The organism is Algoriphagus chordae (assembly GCF_003254055.1).
GTDB lineage: Bacteria > Bacteroidota > Bacteroidia > Cytophagales > Cyclobacteriaceae > Algoriphagus > Algoriphagus chordae.
Window position 1 is genome coordinate 229,699 of sequence record NZ_QKZT01000002.1, and the last position, 19,034, is coordinate 248,732.

Genomic DNA, 19,034 nt, shown 5'->3' on the forward strand with positions numbered 1-19,034 from the left:
AAATTATTGAAATAGATGCTATTTTATTTAGGCTAGTGTTTCTTTCGGCTGTATTTATTTCGCCTCATCCACCAGACAGATCCACCGAAAAGCATCAAAACCAGAACTGGAACCAATACATTCAATCCCTGCCAAAAGGTCTTTTGCTGCGCAACCTTCACCTTATTCAAAGGACGAATTTGGAAAGTGCGTGTGCGGGAAGCAATGATCCCCTCAGGTTCGGCTAGATATTGGGCTAGATTTTTCAAGAATAGCTTATTGGCAAAGGTAGTCTGACTAAAAGGATCTTCCCCTAGCGCTAGCGGAGCACCGTTTTCCAGGTTTGTTTGAGCCTGAAAAACATCCCCATCACCGATCACGACGACTTTGCCTTTTCCACTTTCCTTAAAGTCTGCTTTCGCAAATCCATCAGGGAGAAAACGGTTTTTGTATAAAGAAGTGAATTCCCCTTCCAGCAAATAGGCAAGTGGCAAATTCTTCATCCCGAACTCTTTCACATCAGGCTCTTGATCCATATCGCTGAAAGCAACACGAACTGGTGCTGGCAAGATCCTAGATAGGTCTGAACTGAAGATCAGTGGGGTTTTGATGATTCCATCGGCTTTCACCGTGTCCAAACTACTCGCAAATCGGAAGCTCAGTACATCTAATCCCTTGGTAATCGGATGTTCCTGCATTCTTCCCGCCATGATATAAAACGGCCAAGGCAAACGTACCATTTGCTGCTGATCGCCGAAATTACCACCCATCACCGGAAAATAACCAAAATTTAAATCCTGAATCAAATCCTTATTAACTCGGATTCCATAGCGAAAAAGAAGCTTATCCAATCCCAAATCAACAGGCATTGCTATCGTTCCTTCACCTCCAGCATTCTCTATTTCCACAGCCACGCCATCTAGTAATACTACTAGATTTCCGCCTCCCATGACATACTGATCAAGTAAATACACTTCCTGCTCTGTATAACTTTCTTTGGGACCTTGGATAAAAATCATCTTGAAATGGGCCAAATCTGCTGGCTTTTCTGCCTGCTCCAATGGCACCTTATACAATTCAAACTCTCCATCGAGTGCCTCCACCATACCATAACCATCGTCCGAACTCATCTCTCCATGTCCCATAATCATGGCTATGGAGGATGACTCAGGAGAAATCAGCTTGCGAATAGCATTGCTCAACTCAAACTCTAAATTCTCAATGGATTGATTCAGTATCTGATCAGAACTCATTCCACGCTCTCCTTTTAGAATCAAGGCTCCTGTTTCAAATTCTTCATTACTTACCAAAACCCCAGGGAAAATCAGTTGAGTCTGTAAACCGGTTGCTTGATTGACGGAAAGATTGGTAGGAACAATACCGTATTGAGTCAGTGAGAGCACAAACTCCTCTTGCTCTGCAGACTCAATGCTTAGCGGATCAAAATAAGAAAAGCTGATTTTCTCAGGGCTGTAAGCATTGAATGTACGAACCGTTTCCTCAACTGATTTTTGCAATCTTCGAATTCCTCCTGGAAGATCATTACCCACCAAAAGTATATCCACGTGAAGTGGCTCTGTGATTTCGGAAAGCACTTGTTCAGTTGCAGGATGAAGTGAAAAACGTTTTTCCTCCGTCAGGTCAATTCTGAAGTGAAGGAATTGCGCCAGCAAAAAGAATAACAGAATCCCTCCGAAAAGGAATAACCAAGGCTTGGCGGTATTTCCATTTGACTTTTTCATTTAAAGGCACATCCGGTTTTTGTCAGTAAAAGGACAAAAGCAACTTTTGCTTTGTTTAACACTAGAATATAGGCCGCTTCGGTCTTCGGTCTTCGTTCTTCCGTCCTCAAAATCAAGGGCAAGATGGCTAATATCGTGATGTTGGATAGTCTTCTTCATTTATTTCTCAAAACCAAAACTGCCCCAGCCAAAAACAACCATATCATCCCCAGCATAAAGAAGATGTCTCCTGAATATACTACCCCCCTACTCAAACTGATGTAATGATAACTCAAACTCATTTCCTCCACCCAATAGCCGATATCCCCAACCTGCATTTCTGCAAAAGCTGAAAACCCGAAGTATAGCACAAAGCATAAAAACACGCCTAAAACAAAGGCAACTACCTGCTGAGAAGTAAGCGAGCTAGCGAATAATCCCACCGCTGCGAATACTGCTCCGATCATAAGCAATCCAATCCATGAACCGAAAAAGCCAGCTTGGTCAATATTCCCAATAGGATCTCCTAATTGAATAATGCTGTAGAGATAAAGTAAAGTCGGCAAAACTGCCACCAAAACCAGACAAAGCAGCGCGAAATATTTTGCCAATACAATCTGCACTAAAGAAAGAGGCGAAGTTCTCAGTAGCTCCCATGTCCCAGTCTTGCGCTCATCGGCAATTGCCCGCATGGAGAGTGCCGGAATCAAAAAAGTAAATACGTAAGGTGTATAAGTAAACAGTGCTTCCAGATCTGCAAAACCATATTCTAGCACGCTACTTTCTGGGAATACCCAAACGATCAAACCAATCGCTACCAGAAACAAGGCTAACACTAGATAGCCAAGTAGGCTTCCGAAAAAGGCATTGATTTCTTTCAGAAAAAGGCTTTTCATACTATGCGTTGGTGATTTCTCGAAAGATTAACTCCAGATTTTTCTTGCGTTGATTGAGGCTGATTAGGTTCAATGAACGCTCAGTAATGACCTGCATAATGGCTTTTCTGGCAGAAGATGGATCGCTGGTAGAAATAAGCAATTCATTTTTCCCTTTTGCACCAAAATCTACCATTCCAATATTTTGAAACCAGTCGCACTGCATATCCTCCTCTGTTTCCAGAATTAAGATCGTTTCTGCGGCATTGGATTTCAAATTCGAAAGTGCGTCGGACACCAAGATTTTACCCTTATCTATGATGACCACATCATGACAAATTGCCTCCACTTCCTGCATGATATGGGTGGAAAGAATAAGTGTTTTATCCTTCGCCACTTCTTGAATCAGACTCCTGATTTCCACAAGTTGATTGGGATCGAGACCTGTAGTAGGCTCATCCAGAATAATAACCTGCGGATCATGGATCAATGCTCTAGCCAAGCCTACTCGTTGTCGGTAACCTTTGGAGAGCTGAGCAATCTTCTTATGTTGCTCAGGTTCGAGACCGGTACGATGCAGTAATTCCTGCGTTCTGGATTTCAATTGCTGTCCAGACACCCCATACAGTCCACCAGAGAACTCTAAGAATTCCCGCACATACATATCAAGGTAAAGTGGATTATGCTCTGGCAGATACCCTATCAATCGACTAACTTCCTTGGGCGAATTTAGCGCGTCCTTGCCCATCACTTTCACCTCGCCCGAATCAGCAGACAAAAACCCAGTTATGATTTTCATCGTGGTGGATTTCCCTGCGCCATTTGGCCCCAAAAAACCAAGTATCCTTCCCGGCTTTGCCGAAAAAGACACTTCATCAAGTGCTTTTTGTTTTCCGTATAGTTTGCTGAGTTGGGAGACTTCTAGTGACATGTAGCTTTTTTTGTCAGGTCAAAAGTAAGGAAAAAATAGAGTTTTCATTAGGTGAGACAGGTTTGGAGCATAATATCTAAGTCCAAGCTTTTACTTTCCGACTTTCTTTTATTGTCAACACCTTGTATTAGAGATACATGATACCTTGTATTTCAAATACAAGATATTATATTAGCATTGATTTACAATAAGTTATATGATACAAAAGCAAACACTTGGGGAAATAATCTTAGACCAGAACGAGAATTTCCTGCAAAAATCTCTAATCGAAAGAGAGGAAACCTTACCTGACTACACGAATCAAATCGTGATAGTTAGTGGTGTAAGGCGTTGTGGGAAAAGTGTGCTAATACGTAACAGCTTTTCTGAAAAGCAATCTGGTCTATATCTAAATTTTGAGGATCCAAGACTGGTAAACTTTGAGCCAACAGATTTCCCCAAACTGGAAGAGCTAAGACAAGATTTTGGGAAAACGACCATCCTTTTAGATGAGTTGCAATGGGTAGAGGGTTGGGAGGTTTTCGCAAGATCATTACATGAAAAAGGACAGCCGTTGTACATCACAGGCTCCAATGCCAGTATGCTCAGTCGTGAATTAGGAACACGGCTTACCGGCAGATACAAGCAAATAGAACTATTCCCATTCAGTTATACCGAGTTTTTAAGCTTTAAAGGCTTAGCTCCCGAGGAAGTAAGTTTTGAATCCTATTTCCAATTGGGAGGCTTTCCTGAATATCTACAAAACCAAGATCAGGAATACTTGAGGACATTGATGCGTGATGTATTGACCCGTGATGTGGCCGTACGAAGAAACATCTCTAACGAAACTCAACTGATCCGATTGGGAGTATTCTTAGCGTCCAACATTGGAAAAGAATTCAGTTATTCTAAAATGTCACAACTGCTCGAAATCAAGTCAGTCAGGACAGTGATAGATTATTGTGATTACTTAGAAGAAAGTTACTTATTTGATTTAATTCCTATGTATTCCAAATCTATCAAAAAGCAACTGGCTAATCCTAAGAAGGCATATTGCGTAGATCCTGCATTAGCATCAGCAAATTCGCTTTCCTTCAGCAAGGATCTAGGACGAAGACTAGAAAACTTCGTGTACTTACACCTGAGAAGATCATTTCAAACAATCCATTACTACAGAACTAAAAACTCTGAATGCGATTTTCTAATCAAATGGAATGAAGAAATAATAGGCGCAGTACAGGTCTGTTGGGAATTAAACCCCGACAATCTAAATAGAGAAGTAAAAGGAATCCGAGACGCAATGAAAGAAACTGGGCTTAGCTCTGGTTTTATCGTCACATACAATCAAGAAGACCATTTCGAAGGGATAACTGTGATACCCGCTTGGAAATGGTTTTTAACTACCTCAATGCAACATTTTGAAATTTACTTGCCCTGAGCCAAATTCCCCAGCAATAGGTCTATTTCAGTAATCCCTACATATTCGGCTACCAGCTGCTTTTTGGCATCATACACATAAATGGAAGGAACACTTCTGATTTGATAGAAGCTAGCGACGTTCATGTCAGCATCAAGTAGAAAATGAACGAAAGGCTTACTTTTGATATTCAAGCTATTTGCAAAACCTATCATTTCCTCCACAGGCTGTACAGTAGTCAAAATCAAATTGTAATCCTTGAACTCATCTATCCTTTTGGAAAGTGTACCGAGTTCTTCCTGGCACAGATGACAAGTGGAGCTAAAGTAAATAAAAAGAGTTGGCTTATTTCCTGCCAGCTCATGGATGGAATATGCCTTCCCATTTATGTCATTCAAGGTGTAATCCGGAAGCGTGTTTGGCGCAGTAAGCGTAGTCGGCGCTGCTTCAGCCGAAGGACCTACTTGGGATAAATAACCCATATATGCCGCACCTGCTACCAGCACAACAATAAGAATAATCAGATTTGTTTTTTTCATGACTTCGATCTCTGGAAAATTATTCTTCAAAGAAAACAAATAACTTCCTTAAAACCCGCTAAGAGGCAAATTTCTACTTGATGTAATAAGGGAATGACTTAGCGCTTCACCAAGAAATATGTCTCAAATGGACATGAGATCATGTTTTAGTTTCTGTAAACACCTATTTCTTCCCTCTTGGTCTTAGAGGCCGGCATTCTACATCTGCCACGAAGTAATTCGGGTGAGTTTCCAGTGTTTGCACGATAGTCAAAGCAACATCCTGAGGACGCATCATGTTTTCATTCGCATTGGCACCCTCTATATCATCGAAGAAATTGGTCTGAGTAGATCCCGGATAGATCGTAGAAACTTTGATCCCAAAATCCCGCAACTCCATATACATGGAATGGGAAATCCCACGAACAGCATGCTTTGTCCCTACATATCCTGCAAAATTGGCGACACCATTCAGTCCTGCGATAGAGGCAATATTAAGAATATGTCCTTCATCAGCGGCTTTCATGGCTGGCACTAGTCTCTTGCTCACATAGAATATCCCGTGGACATTGGTATCAAACATGTCTTTCCAATCCTCAGAGGACATTTCTTCAAATTTCCCGGCAACTCCAAAGCCAGCATTGTTGACAAGAATTCTAATATCTGCACCTAGTTTGCTTGTAGTCTCCTGAAAAGCCTTTTCTACCGAATCCTCTTTAGAAACATCGCAGGTGAAAAAATGAAAATTCGCATGTTGATAATCTGGTTTATTTCTCCCCCAGCCTGCCACGACAGTTCCTTTTTCGATTAACAATTTGACTACTTCCAGTCCTATCCCTTTGCTCACGCCTGTAACTACTGCGATTTGATTATTGAGTTGCATATTGAAATTTTAAAGTGATTACCCTTACAAAGTCATTTCAGATAAAATAGTTCTTTACTCTTTCCAGTTTTTGCATTCTAACAAATGGATAGTTACTGTTTGCCCTAATTTTCTAAATTTGAGTATTAGCTAACCATACCATCAACCATGAAAAAATTATTTTTACCATTAATGCTTGCGCCAATTTTTGCCGTAAGCAGTGCTGTAGCTCAATCCAGTCTCCGGCCGACCATCGACACCAAGGCAAATTCAATCGAATCAAAGGTGATTGAGTGGCGCCGAGACATTCACATGTATCCTGAACTGGGCAATCAAGAAACCCGAACAGCTAAAAAAATCGCTGATCATCTCCGTTCACTTGGAATAGAAGTGACCGAAAATGTAGCCGTCACTGGAGTGGTGGGTGTACTGAAAGGCGGAAAACCTGGGCCAACTGTCGCGCTTCGTGCAGATATGGATGCCCTTCCAGTCACCGAGAGAAATGACCTTCCTTTCAAATCCGTAAATACTGCAACCTACAATGGTCAGGAAACCGGCGTGATGCATGCTTGTGGTCACGATACTCACGTAGCAATCCTGATGGGTGTAGCCGAAGTGCTAGCCAGCATGAAGGACGACTTAGAGGGTAATGTCAAGTTCTTATTTCAACCTGCTGAAGAGGGAGTTTACGATACTGATTTAGCCGGCGCAGAGCTCATGGTGAAAGAAGGCGTGATGGACGATGTGGATGCTGTTTTCGGTCTACATATCAATTCCCAAACAGAAATCGGGAAAATAGGCTACCGATCCGGACCAATCATGGCTGCAGTTGACAACCTAGAAATCACGGTAAAAGGAGTGCAAGCCCATGGTGCTTATCCTTGGTCAAGTGTAGATCCAATTGTGGCGAGCTCACAGATTATCATGGGATTGCAGACTATTCTTTCCAGAAGCGTAAATGTCACCCAAAACCCAGCAGTGGTAACTATTGGAGCCATTCACGGTGGTATCCGTCACAATATTATCCCAGAGGAGGTTAAAATGATCGGCACTGTCCGAACCTTTGGAGATGAACAGCAGGAACTGGTCCACAAGCGGATTACTGAGATCGTGCCCAACATCGCCGCAAGTGCTGGAGCTACCGTAGATCTGCAACTCAAGAAACTTTATCCTTCCACGGTAAATAATCCTGATTTGACAAAAGAAATGCTGCCATCATTAGAAGCAGCAGCCGGAGCAGAAAATTTGATTTATCTCAATCCAGTGACTGGAGCAGAGGATTTCAGCTTTTTCCAGCGAGAAAAGCCAGGTGTGTTTATATTTCTAGGGGGAATGAAAAAAGGCGGTGATCCATTGACTACCCCTTCTCACCACACTCCTGGATTCTATATCGACGAAGGTGGATTTGTCTTGGGAATGCGAACCTTGAGTTATTTCGTAGTGGATTATATGGAAAATAATAAGTAAAGAGTATTAAAACATAATTTTCAATAATTGCCAAAACCCGATTCCTGATGAATCGGGTTTTGTGTTTCTAGGCAATTTTTAATTAAAACAGAGGAGGTATCTTATAGTCACCCTCATTATATTTTTCAAAAATGAGATTTGAATCAGACAGCTTTTTATAGGCCGCTACTTTCTGGGCCAGGTCATTACTGATAAATGCTGCTAGTAGCTCATCTATTGCAGCATCACCCATTACCTGCTGTAAAGCATGCCCATCTTTGAGAAGTAACAACGTGCAATTGGCATAGAATTCGGCCAGTATATCATAAGATTTGGGGTAAATCATTTGATCAAAAGCAGCTCCGATCAGCACCATTCTTCCTTGGAACTCGAGCATTCGATCATAGTTGGTTCCGTAAATCGGGAAATTGGTTTTCAGGTATGCATCCCAAATCGGCTGACTCCATTTCTTCATTAAATCTAAGCTTGGGTTTGTTTTTGGAGAAGCATCTTGCAATCCCATGAGCGCTAGAGAATGCTCAAACAATCTGACAGCTAAGCCGAAGTTTTCTTCGATATTTTCTCTTGCAGAAAAGCCTGTCAAAAAATCCTGATACTTCATAAACTCGAGCAGGTTGTGCATTGACCTGCTTTTCATCCTGACACTTTCTCGGTCATAATTAGCATAATAGCTAAAATCAACTACTTGCTCCTGATTGAGTTTCAGCTCTTGGAAAAACAAATCATAAGGCGGAAAACTTAGGTTCTTTTGTATATCAAACACCAAGGGATTGACGCTGATAATTCTGCTTACATGCTCGGGAAAAAGTGTCAGATAATGCTGCAGCACAGTTGCGGATGAGGAATAACCCAACAAAATCGCCTGCTCATCGCCAATAAGCTTCTTTCTGATCAGTTCTATATCTCGAGCAACTTGATCTTGGTTGTAAAGCTTATAGGCCAATCGATAATCAGGAACTCCGGAATGCATTACCCCGCTCCTCAATTCCTCATTATCCTTTCTTCCCTTGATCAAAACAATATTGCTAGATTCTGTGATTTCTAGCATTTCATAAAAGGGAACGAAAAGAACATCAAAAGCATCCTCTAAGAGAAACACTGTTTCCTTCCCCGCATCAAATTCATTTAAGAATTCAACTTGAATTTCGATTTCCCTTGAATTAGGAAGATGATGGTCGTAAGGGACTAAAATAGATTGTGCTTGAAGTGAAGCACTCATAAAAAGGAAAAGCAGGGCTAGTCTCACCTCTCTAATTTTATGGTTTAAACTCAATCTACTAATAGAGCTCGATTTGTTTTATAGAAAATTAACTCCTTATCGCCCACTCTTCTATTTGCCCTTGTTTTTCTGATGCTTGGTCTTCAGCTGATTTCTGTTGGTCTTGGCTTTGGAATTTTTATTTCCACGCTTCTTCTCTTTTTCCTGTGCCTCTAGGTGTGCATTTGGCTTTTTATATTCCTTCTTCTCATGGAATGCTCCTTTATAATCAGGATTGTCCCGTTGTAGCAAGCGATCTAGCTCACGAGCATAAGCTTGCTTTTCTTCAAAAGGCGTAGCAGTCACATCCACTTCATTAGGGATTTCTGCTTCCTCCACCTTCATGCGGATGATCTCCTCGATCTTATCAAAGTGATATTCCTCGGCAGGATTTACAAAACTGATAGCCTTGCCTTCGTTTTCAGCCCTACCTGTTCTGCCGATTCTGTGTACATAATCCTCATAGATCAGTGGCACATCGAAGTTGACCACATGAGAAACCATCGTCACATCCAATCCTCTGGAAGCAACATCCGTAGCCACCAAAATCCGAACATCGCCACCCTTGAAATCTTCAATGGAATTGATACGTGTATTCTGCCCTTTATTCGCATGAATCACTCGCACTTCTCCGTAACTTCTATGGCTTAGAAAAGCAAATACCTCTTCGGCATTTCTTCGGGATCGGGTAAAAATTATTGCTCTGCTGATATCTTCATTTTTAAATAAATGCGCGAGCAGGCTCAATTTCGTTTTAATATTTGGCACAAGGTATTTCACTTGACCTATAGTCTCAGCTGTAGTCGCCTGAGGAGTAACTTCTACTCTTTCAGGAAACTCTAAAAACTCCGCGGCGAAACGATCGATTCGCTCTCCAAAAGTTGCAGAGAAAAGCAAATTCTGTCTCTTTCTAGGAATGATTTCCAAAATCGATCTGATCTGAGGCATAAAGCCCATATCCATCATTTTGTCCGCCTCATCCAAAACCATGGTTTTGATTTCCTTAGTCAGGATCTTTCCTTTTCTATAAATATCCAAGAATCTCCCAGGAGTGGTCACGATAATATCAACACCTTTCTCTAGGATTTCTATTTGGGTTTTTGGTCCCAAACCTCCATAAAGTGCTACCATTCTCAAGTCGGTATTAGCAGACATCTGAATGACTACTTCTTCGATTTGCATCACCAACTCACGGGTAGGAGCCAAAATAACTGCTCTGGCATGATCTCCTTGGGCATATTTCACCTTCATAAGAACCGGCAACACATAGGCAGCAGTTTTACCTGTCCCCGTCTGCGCAATCCCTAAGACATCATGACCGGCAAGTGCCAGCGGAATTGCTTTTTCCTGAATAGGCGTAGGATGAACATAGCCCGCATCCGCCACTGCATTCAATAGCTGTCGATTTAGCTTAAATGCTTCAAAAGTTGAGGCCTCATTGCTCATGATTCGTTAATTTTGGTTGAATAAGTAAAATCCAAAAAGGAGTAAAGATGAAAAGTATTCTGATCACCGGTGCAAATATAGTCAATGAAGGTCGGATAAGTCCGGGCGATGTGTTAGTAGAAAACGGAAGAATCTCAAAACTGGGGGAAGATCTCAGTACTGAGAAGGCAGATATCCATATTGATGCCAAGGGAAAACATCTTTTCCCAGGACTGATAGATGATCAGGTACACTTCCGAGAGCCTGGGCTTACACACAAAGCAGAGATCTACACAGAGGCAAAAGCCGGAGTAGCTGGTGGCACTACCTCCTATATGGAAATGCCGAACACTATTCCTCAAGCGACTACCCTAGAATTACTTGAGCAGAAGTACTCCAGAGCTGCAGAGGTTTCATTAGCCAACTATTCATTTTATATGGGAGCGACAAATAGCAATCTGGATGAAATCATGAAAGTGGATTTCAGCAAGGTATGTGGCTTGAAGATTTTCCAAGGCTCTTCCACAGGAAACATGGTCGTAGATAATATCGAATCATTAGAGGGGATATTTAAAGAATGTAAAGCAATCATCGCCATCCACTCTGAGAATGACGAGATCATCGCAGCCAACCTAGCGGAGTACAATTCTAACTATGGTGATGATATACCGGTAAAATACCATCCGAAAATCAGATCTGAAGAAGCTTGCTACGATGCTTCGAGTCGGGCAGTAGCTATGGCAAAAAAGCATGGGACACGACTTCACATTCTTCATATCAGTACAGCAAAAGAACTAGGTCTTTTCACCAATACTATTCCATTGGAAGAGAAAAAAGTAACTGCTGAGGCATGTATCCATCATATGTGGTTTTCTGAAGCAGATTATGACACCAAAGGAAATCTGATCAAATGGAACCCTGCAGTGAAAACGGCTGAAGATCGAGAAGCAATTTTCAATGCTATGCTCGACGGCACCATTGACGTGGTGGCGACGGATCATGCGCCACATACCTTAGAAGAAAAAGCGCAAGTTTACACCAAAGCACCTTCAGGTGGACCTTTGAATCAACATAGCTTGGTGGCTATGCTGGACTTCTATCATCAAGGGAAAATCAGTCTGGAGAAAATCGCCTTAAAAATGTGTCATAACGTAGCAACCTTATTCCATATCGAGGAAAGAGGCTTTATCAGAGAGGGATATTATGCTGATTTGGTGTTGGTAGATTTAAATAACCCATGGAAAGTCGCCAAAGAAAATATTTTATCTAAGTGTGGTTGGTCCCCATTTGAAGGACACACTTTCAAGTCAAAAGTCACACACACAGTCGTTTCTGGACATTTGGCGTACGAAAACGGTCTATTTCACGAAGATAAAAATGGTGAGCGCATGAAATTTTCAAGAAATTTTTAAAAATCATCTTGCGCTGATTCACCTTAATCATTACTTTTGCAGACCGTTTGGAATAAACGCATCCAAATGAATAAATGGTGATTGTAGCTCAGTTGGTTAGAGCGCTGGTTTGTGGATCCAGAGGTCGCCGGTTCGAACCCGGTCTTTCACCCAAAAACCCCTCATTATGAGGGGTTTTGCTGTTTATAGACAAGCTGTTGGCACAGCATTTGATAAAAACTGACAGAACTAAACCAACTACAGATGTTTACTTTGTTCAAATCCCCGCCAAAATTCCCTCAAGTAAAGCCTATCAACATTAGAATGGCAAAATGTTACTTGATGAAATTTGAAGAATCGCTAAGAAATTTCGAAGAAATCCAAAAAGAAGCGATTCACTCCTGATTTTCTAACAGAAACCAAAGGTTATGGAAACATAACCTTTATTTTTTCCAATTTCATTTTTCTTGTCGGTACAAAACTCTATTTTTAGCAACATAGAATTTTTCCGCATGAGTTATATCCATTTCGATAAAACACAATTAATCAATCTGAATTATTCTCTTGAAAGAGAAATAATCAGAACCAATCGTTCGGGTGCTTATACCAGCACTTCGATTATTGGCTGCAACACCCGAAAGTATCACGGGCTACTCGTCGTTCCACAACCGCAAATTGATTCTCAGAATCATGTCATGCTTTCTACCGTTCACGAGACAGTGATTCAGCATGGAGCGAGCTTTAATCTCGGCATCAGTAAATTCCCCGGGAATTATTCTCCGAGAGGCCATAAATATCTGAAAGACTTTGATTCAGAGCCTATCCCGAAGTTGACCTACCGTGTAGGCGGGGTGCTATTGCAAAAAGAATTGATCCTGGACACCAATCGTGATCGATTGATGATTCGCTACACCTTATTAGAAGCGCATTCACCAACCAAGATTCGAATCCAGCCATTCTTGGCATTTAGAGGATTCCACGATCTATCTAAGGCAAACACCTTCATCAACAAGAAATATAAAAAAGCTCCAAATGGCGCAGTTTTCCACTTGTACGATGCCTATGATCCACTTTACTTACAAGTTTCCAAGAAGGTAGATTTTGTGCCTGCACCAGATTGGTATTATAATATAGAGTACATCTTGGAGCGAGAGCGTGGATATGAGTATCAGGAAGATTTATATGTTCCTGGATATTTCGAATTTGAAATTGAAAAAGGAGAATCTGTTATTTTTTCGGCAGGACTGACAGAAGCAGATCCTAAAACGCGTCAAAATGCCTTCAACAAGGAAATCGCTAGAAGAATCCCTAGAAATAATTTTGAAAATTGTCTCAAGAACTCAGCTGGTCAATTTCTAAGACAGCGAGATGGAGATACCAGAGTCATAGCCGGATATCCATGGTTTGGATGGTGGGGCAGAGATACATTTGTAGCTGCACCTGGCCTTACCTTAGCCACCGGAAACCCGAAGACCTTCCTGGAGATCATGGACACCATGTCTCGTGATCTAAAAGGGCCACTTTTCCCTAATGTAGGATCTGGTGTAATCACCAATATGAATTCTATCGATGCGCCACTTTGGTATTTCTGGGCCTTACAGCAGTACATCAAGTATACTGGCGACAGCAAGACCATTAAGGATCGCTACTTAGGAAAGATGAAGGGAATTATTGACGGATACCTGCAAGGGACAGATTTCAATATCCATGTGTTAGAAAATGGCCTTGTTTACGGAGGAGAAGAGGGTAAAGCACTTACTTGGATGGATGCCGTTACGCCAGATGGACCTGTAACTCCAAGATCGGGCTGCCCAGTAGAAATACAAGCGCTATGGTACAATGCATTATGCTTTTACCATGAATTGACAGGAGATGAAACAATGGCAGCACATGCTACAAAAATCGCTGACACTTTTGAAAAGGAATTCTGGTCAGAAGAACATGGCTATTTGGCAGATTATATCAATGGCGAAGAAAAAGATTGGGCAATACGTCCAAACATGGTTTTTGCGACCTCCTTGCCTTATGTAATGATCAGCGATGAGATATGTGATCAGGTTCTAGAGACAGCTAAATCAAAATTACTTACTACCCGAGGAATGCGTTCCCTTTCTCCTGATGATCCAGCCTACAAAGGATATTATTTCGGAGATCAGATCAGCAGGGATGAAGCTTACCATAATGGAACAGTGTGGGTTTGGCCACTTGGTCATTTTGTAGAGGGATATATTAGGCTTCATGGCAAGTCCGGAGCCAATTTCATCCAAAAAATCGTAAATGGTTTTGACGGGGTAATGACACAATACGGTATAGGGGCAGTAGCAGAAATATATGATGGAGATCCGCCGCATCGCTCCAAAGGAGCGATATCGCAGGCATGGAGCGTATCAGAATTACTTAGAATGATGGATTTGGTCAAAAAGATATAAAAGACTTTTTATGAAGGTGCTAATGTTTGGGTGGGAATTCCCACCACATATTTCAGGAGGTCTTGGTACAGCGTGCTATGGTTTGGTCAAGGGATTGGCTCACCATCATCAAGACATCATATTTGCAGTACCTAAACTCTGGGGAGACGAAGAGCCCTTGGCAGATTTTGTCAATGCGAGTGATGTCACCATAGATTATCGAGAAAAACGATTCAAAAAATTCTGGAAAAACCTGACTTACTTAGAAGTAAGCAGCTTTTTGGTACCATATCTCGGTCCAGATGAATTCAAGAAATTCACAGACTATGCTATCCATGATAGGACAGACGTAGATGAGAGTGTTTTTTCAAACAAATTTGAATTCAGCGGCAAGTACGGCAAGGATTTGATGATGGAAGTATCCCGTTATGCCTTAGTAGCCGCGCATATCGCCAAGGACAAAGAACATGACATCATCCATGCACACGATTGGCTTTCTTTTCCGGCAGGTATTGCAGCAAAGGAAATTAGCGGCAAGCCATTAGTAGCACACGTTCACGCCACCGAATATGATCGATCAGGCGAATCTGTCAATCAGGTCGTCTATGACATAGAAAGATCAGGAATGCATGCTGCCGATCATATAGTGGCGGTAAGCCAGTTGACGAAGAATATCATAATTAACAAATATGGAATCGATGCTAATAAGGTAACTGTACTACACAATGCAGTATTAGACGCTAGCATTATCAAGTCCAGCTACAACAAGAAGGTACCGGAGAAAATCGTGACTTTCTTAGGTAGAATCACTTTCCAAAAAGGCCCTGAGTACTTTGTAGAAGCCGCCAAAAAAGTCATCGAGCGTGACCCAAATGTGCGCTTTGTAATGGCCGGAAATGGAGATCTATTGAATCGAATGATTGATCGTGTAGCCGAACTTCGGATTGCTACCAAGTTCCATTTTACAGGTTTTCTAAAAGGGGACGACGTAGATCACATGTATGCTATCTCAGACGTGTATGTGATGCCATCCGTATCCGAGCCCTTTGGCATTTCACCTCTAGAAGCCGTACGACACAACACACCAGTGATTATCTCCAAGCAATCCGGTGTAGCTGAAGTTCTTACTAATGCCATCAAGGTTGATTTTTGGGATATTGACTCCACGGCAGACGCAATTTTCGCATTGCTTCATTACGATGGTATTTCCAAAATGTTCAAAGAACTGGGAACTGAAGAATTGAAAAAATTAAAATGGGAGCATGTGGCCGAGAAACTTGTCACTGTGTACCAAAAAACATTATCGCAGAAACCATGAGAACCATATGCTTTTACTTCCAGGTTCATCAGCCTTACCGACTGAAACCTTATCGCTTTTTTGATATCGGAGACGATCATCATTATTGGGACGATTTCTCCAATCGCAGTATCATGAGAAAAGTAGCACAGAAATGCTACCTCCCTATGAATGCTTTGCTATTAGATTTGATCCAAAAACATGACGGCGCCTTTAAGGTAAGTTTCTCTATGTCCGGCGTGCTGCTTGATCAACTTGAAGCCTATGCTCCAGATGTGCTAGAAAGCTTCCAAAAACTAGTAGCAACTGGCCATTGTGAATTGCTCAATGAAACTTATGCACACACCTTAGCTGCTTTGAAAAGCAAGGATGAGTTTCAGAGTATGGTGAAAAAGCATCAGGAAAAAATCAAGAAACTATTCAATGGCTATCAGCCAAAAGTCTTTAGAAATACAGAGCTAATTTACTCGGATGAGATCGGTGCCACAGTAGCAGAAATGGGTTTTGAGGCCATTCTGACGGAAGGGGCCAAACACGTATTAGGATGGAAAAGTCCTAATTATGTCTATTGCAATAGCATAGATCCTAAGTTAAAAGTGTTGCTTAAAAACTTCCAACTTTCGGATGACATCGCTTTTAGATTTGGCAACAAAAGCTGGGATGACTATCCACTCACCACAGACAAGTTTGTGAAATGGATAAACGATGTGCCACAAGAAGAGGAGACCATCAATCTATTTATGGATTATGAGACCTTTGGTGAACATCAGTGGGCAGAGACAGGTATTTTCGAATTCATGAAAGCACTACCTGACGCTGTATTTAGCAAAACTAATTTCAGCTTTTCCACACCTTCCGAAGTTGCTGAAAAGATTGCCCCAGTGGGCAAGATACATGTTCCTATTCCCATCTCATGGGCAGATGAGGAGCGTGATTTGACAGCTTGGCTAGGAAATGATCTTCAGGATGAAGCCTTTGATAGGCTATTCGAAATGGAGAAACTAGTGAAAGACATTGATGACGAAGATATTCAGCGTGATTGGGCATACTTACAAACCAGTGACCACTTTTACTACATGTGTACCAAATTCTTCTCCGATGGAGATATTCACGCATACTTTAGCCCTTACGATTCGCCCTATGATGCATTCATCAATTACATGAATGTGCTTAGTGACTTTATGATACGGGTAAAAGAGAAAAGTATTCTCCCACAGATTTAAGATTTAGTATCTTCTATTAAACTAAAAAAGACCGCTTCTGATCGGTCTTTTTGCTTTTATGGGGTTCAACGTTTTCTTACTTAGAACACATATCCATGCACTTCATTTCTGGAAGGTTTACAGAAAATCATTCCGATATTCCGGGTCAGAATCAAAAGTAGGTTCTTTGTCATTCAACATAATTTCGCCAGTTGATTTCCCTCTCACTTTTTCAATTCTCACCAATCCTTACCATTCCCTTCATCGGTCAAAATGAAAGAGTTTGATGCCTTGACAGAATTACATAGATCTTAGCCAAAAAAAAAGCCTCGAAAGGCTCTGAATTCATTGGGTCAATTACTATTCAACAGCAGTATCATTAGGGTCTCTAAAAAAGACATTAAAGTCCTTTGACTTACTAATAGATTGAGATTCTAATAATATTTCATTTCCCCCTAGACTCGGGCTGAAATAGAAAACATGTGAATTATCAGCTATATATTTCATAAGTGTAGACGCAGTTTCATCTTTATAAATATCCTTTTCAAGGAAATCATAAATAGGAGCCCCCACTACTAAAGCTCCTGATTCTTTTGGGGTGATAAGAATAGGATTTACACTCTCATAATCTGCCAATACCAATGTATCCTCTTTACCATTATATTCAAATATTGAATATAGGAAAGGACCACTGTCTGTCTTATCACCAAAATACTGGTCGAGTACAATATAAATGGAATCAGCAGAAGGGTTTTTATATTCAAAATAATAATAAATCCTTGGGATCACGTATCCCCTATTTGAATTAAGAGAGTCATCTTCATAATGGCTGATATAAATTTGACTTAACAAAATTTCAATAGCTGTAGTTCTATCCCTTTTCCCACCAGAAGTATTGCATCCAATAAGGAATATTAACATGACAGCCACAATTACTATTTTCATTCCTTTCGAATTCAGACAGTTACAAACTAATCAATAACTCTCTCCCTCATTAGGAAAGTCCTTACTCTTCACATCTTTGATGTATTGACCAAAAGCCTCCATCATAACCCCTTCCAGATCAGCGTATTGCCTCAAAAATCTCGGTTTAAATTCTTGTGTGATTCCCAGCATATCATGAACCACTAAAACTTGTCCATCTACTCCACCGCCGGCTCCTATTCCAATGATGGGAATGGAAACTGATTCTGCTACTTTTTTGGCTAGGTCTGCAGGGATTTTCTCCACTACTATCGCAAAGCATCCTAGCTCTTCCAAAAGCTTAGCGTCCTCCAACAATTTGTTTGCCTCTGTGTCTTCTTTGGCTCTTACAGTATATGTTCCGAACTTATAGATCGACTGAGGCGTCAATCCCAAATGCCCCATGACAGGAACTCCAGCACTCAGTATTCTAACCACAGACTCTTTGATCTCAGACCCACCCTCTACTTTCACGGCATGAGCACCTGATTCTTTCATGATCCGAATCGTAGAGCGCAAAGCCTCAGAGCTATTTCCTTGGTAGCTTCCAAAGGGAATATCCACCACCACAAAAGACCTACTCACTGCACGCACTACAGAAGATGCATGGTAGATCATCTGATCCAAAGTGATAGGTAAGGTAGTCTCATGACCAGCCATGACATTAGAAGCCGAATCACCCACTAGAATAATATCGATCCCAGCGGCATCCACGATTTTGGCCATGGAATAATCATAGGCCGTAAGCATGGAGATTTTCTCACCCCGATCCTTCATCTCTTGAAGGATATGTGTGGTGATTCGCTTAATATTTGCAGAAGAATGTACTGACATAATGTTAGTGTAGATAAACGAAGTAATTATCTCCCGAGAAATCTACTTTGATATGCTCATTGAGTGTAGTAGAAAGTTCGAAACCAGTGTAATCAGGTCGAATTGGAAAAAGGCCATGACTACGATTTACCAGTACAGCTATCTCCATTCTAAAGAGTTCTTCACCCAAAAAAGGCTTCATAGCGTAAACTAGCGTTTTACCAGTGTTGAGCACATCGTCCACCAAAATCAAGGATTTTCCCTGCAAATCAATTTCTTTGGAAAGCTGCACCTTGCCAGAGGCGATATCTGTTTTATCTAGCATGATTTCAGTTTGCTCGATAGTAAGTGGGGAGATAGCTCTAAGTTCGGCGGCTAACAAGTCGGCAAGAATCCTTCCCATACCTGATATCCCCGCAAATACGACCGCCTTTGAGTTGAGATTTCTCTCGTATATCTCATAGGCCATTCTGGTGATTTTCTTCTTTATCTGCTGATGATTGAGTACTTCGCTCATAGTATTTTTCA

The 19,034-nt window shown here is 41.3% G+C and carries 16 protein-coding genes and 1 tRNA gene; 7 read left to right on the forward strand and 10 right to left on the reverse strand.

The features are described from left to right. Window positions 1-32: 32 nt before the first annotated feature. The 3 genes from gldG to gldA all read right to left on the reverse strand — a co-directional run bounded on the left by gldG (window position 33) and on the right by gldA (window position 3,506). On the reverse strand, window positions 33-1,721 hold the full coding sequence (gene gldG / locus LV85_RS03025; RefSeq protein WP_111316708.1) for a gliding motility-associated ABC transporter substrate-binding protein GldG: 1,689 nt from the start codon (window positions 1,719-1,721) through the stop codon (window positions 33-35). Window positions 1,722-1,876: 155 nt separating this feature from the next. Beyond that, window positions 1,877-2,596, reverse strand: coding sequence for a gliding motility-associated ABC transporter permease subunit GldF (gene gldF / locus LV85_RS03030; protein WP_111316709.1), 720 nt, complete (start codon window positions 2,594-2,596; stop codon window positions 1,877-1,879). Between the two features lies 1 nt (window position 2,597). After that, on the reverse strand, window positions 2,598-3,506 hold the full coding sequence (gene gldA / locus LV85_RS03035; protein WP_111316710.1) for a gliding motility-associated ABC transporter ATP-binding subunit GldA: 909 nt from the start codon (window positions 3,504-3,506) through the stop codon (window positions 2,598-2,600). A gap of 196 nt (window positions 3,507-3,702) precedes the next feature. On the opposite strand from gldA, the gene LV85_RS03040 reads away from it, so the two are divergent. Continuing rightward, entirely contained in the window at window positions 3,703-4,923 is a 1,221-nt protein-coding gene (locus tag LV85_RS03040) for an ATP-binding protein (RefSeq protein ID WP_111316711.1), read from the forward strand. Here LV85_RS03040 and LV85_RS03045 read toward each other — a convergent pair. Beyond that, window positions 4,911-5,441 carry a peroxiredoxin family protein gene (locus LV85_RS03045; protein WP_146260414.1) on the reverse strand — a complete coding sequence of 177 codons (531 nt, stop codon included), beginning with the start codon at window positions 5,439-5,441 and terminating at the stop codon, window positions 4,911-4,913. The two genes, LV85_RS03040 and LV85_RS03045, sit on opposite strands and share 13 nt — an antisense overlap. Before the next feature lie 163 nt (window positions 5,442-5,604). Continuing rightward, window positions 5,605-6,303, reverse strand: coding sequence for an SDR family oxidoreductase (locus tag LV85_RS03050; RefSeq protein WP_111316713.1), 699 nt, complete (start codon window positions 6,301-6,303; stop codon window positions 5,605-5,607). Between the two features lie 147 nt (window positions 6,304-6,450). Here LV85_RS03050 and LV85_RS03055 point away from each other — a divergent pair, with 147 nt between their 5' ends. After that, window positions 6,451-7,749, forward strand: a complete 1,299-nt coding sequence (locus tag LV85_RS03055; protein ID WP_111316714.1) for an amidohydrolase — start codon at window positions 6,451-6,453, stop codon at window positions 7,747-7,749. Window positions 7,750-7,831: 82 nt separating this feature from the next. Here the strand turns inward: LV85_RS03055 and LV85_RS03060 are convergent, their stop codons facing one another. Next, window positions 7,832-8,995 (reverse strand): alpha/beta fold hydrolase, encoded by a 1,164-nt coding sequence (locus LV85_RS03060; RefSeq protein WP_146260415.1) that lies wholly within the window; start codon window positions 8,993-8,995, stop codon window positions 7,832-7,834. An 84-nt stretch (window positions 8,996-9,079) separates the two neighbouring features. Beyond that, window positions 9,080-10,453 (reverse strand): DEAD/DEAH box helicase, encoded by a 1,374-nt coding sequence (locus LV85_RS03065; protein WP_111316716.1) that lies wholly within the window; start codon window positions 10,451-10,453, stop codon window positions 9,080-9,082. A gap of 47 nt (window positions 10,454-10,500) precedes the next feature. Here LV85_RS03065 and LV85_RS03070 point away from each other — a divergent pair, with 47 nt between their 5' ends. The 5 genes from LV85_RS03070 (at window position 10,501) to LV85_RS03090 (ending at window position 16,751) form a co-directional block, all read left to right on the forward strand. Further along, window positions 10,501-11,844 carry a dihydroorotase gene (locus LV85_RS03070; protein WP_111316717.1) on the forward strand — a complete coding sequence of 448 codons (1,344 nt, stop codon included), beginning with the start codon at window positions 10,501-10,503 and terminating at the stop codon, window positions 11,842-11,844. Between the two features lie 76 nt (window positions 11,845-11,920). Then, window positions 11,921-11,996, forward strand: a tRNA-His gene (locus LV85_RS03075). Between the two features lie 339 nt (window positions 11,997-12,335). Next, on the forward strand, window positions 12,336-14,252 hold the full coding sequence (locus tag LV85_RS03080; protein WP_111316718.1) for an amylo-alpha-1,6-glucosidase: 1,917 nt from the start codon (window positions 12,336-12,338) through the stop codon (window positions 14,250-14,252). A 10-nt stretch (window positions 14,253-14,262) separates the two neighbouring features. After that, the gene (locus LV85_RS03085; protein WP_111316719.1) at window positions 14,263-15,549 is read left to right on the forward strand and encodes a glycosyltransferase family 4 protein; all 1,287 of its coding nucleotides are present in this window, start codon (window positions 14,263-14,265) and stop codon (window positions 15,547-15,549) included. Next, window positions 15,546-16,751, forward strand: a complete 1,206-nt coding sequence (locus LV85_RS03090; protein ID WP_111316720.1) for a glycoside hydrolase family 57 protein — start codon at window positions 15,546-15,548, stop codon at window positions 16,749-16,751. The genes LV85_RS03085 and LV85_RS03090 overlap by 4 nt, the downstream gene beginning before the upstream one ends. Window positions 16,752-17,090: 339 nt before the next feature. Here LV85_RS03090 and LV85_RS03095 read toward each other — a convergent pair whose 3' ends face one another. The 3 genes from LV85_RS03095 to LV85_RS03105 are packed head-to-tail and all read right to left on the reverse strand — an operon-like array spanning window position 17,091 to window position 19,023. Further along, window positions 17,091-17,675, reverse strand: a complete 585-nt coding sequence (locus tag LV85_RS03095) for a hypothetical protein (protein ID WP_111316721.1) — start codon at window positions 17,673-17,675, stop codon at window positions 17,091-17,093. 30 nt (window positions 17,676-17,705) lie between these two features. Continuing rightward, window positions 17,706-18,527, reverse strand: a complete 822-nt coding sequence (gene panB, locus LV85_RS03100) for a 3-methyl-2-oxobutanoate hydroxymethyltransferase (protein ID WP_111316722.1) — start codon at window positions 18,525-18,527, stop codon at window positions 17,706-17,708. 4 nt (window positions 18,528-18,531) lie between these two features. After that, a complete protein-coding gene (locus tag LV85_RS03105) occupies window positions 18,532-19,023 on the reverse strand; it encodes a phosphoribosyltransferase family protein (RefSeq protein WP_211318366.1) in 492 nt (163 codons plus the stop codon). Between the last annotated feature and the right edge of the window lie 11 nt (window positions 19,024-19,034).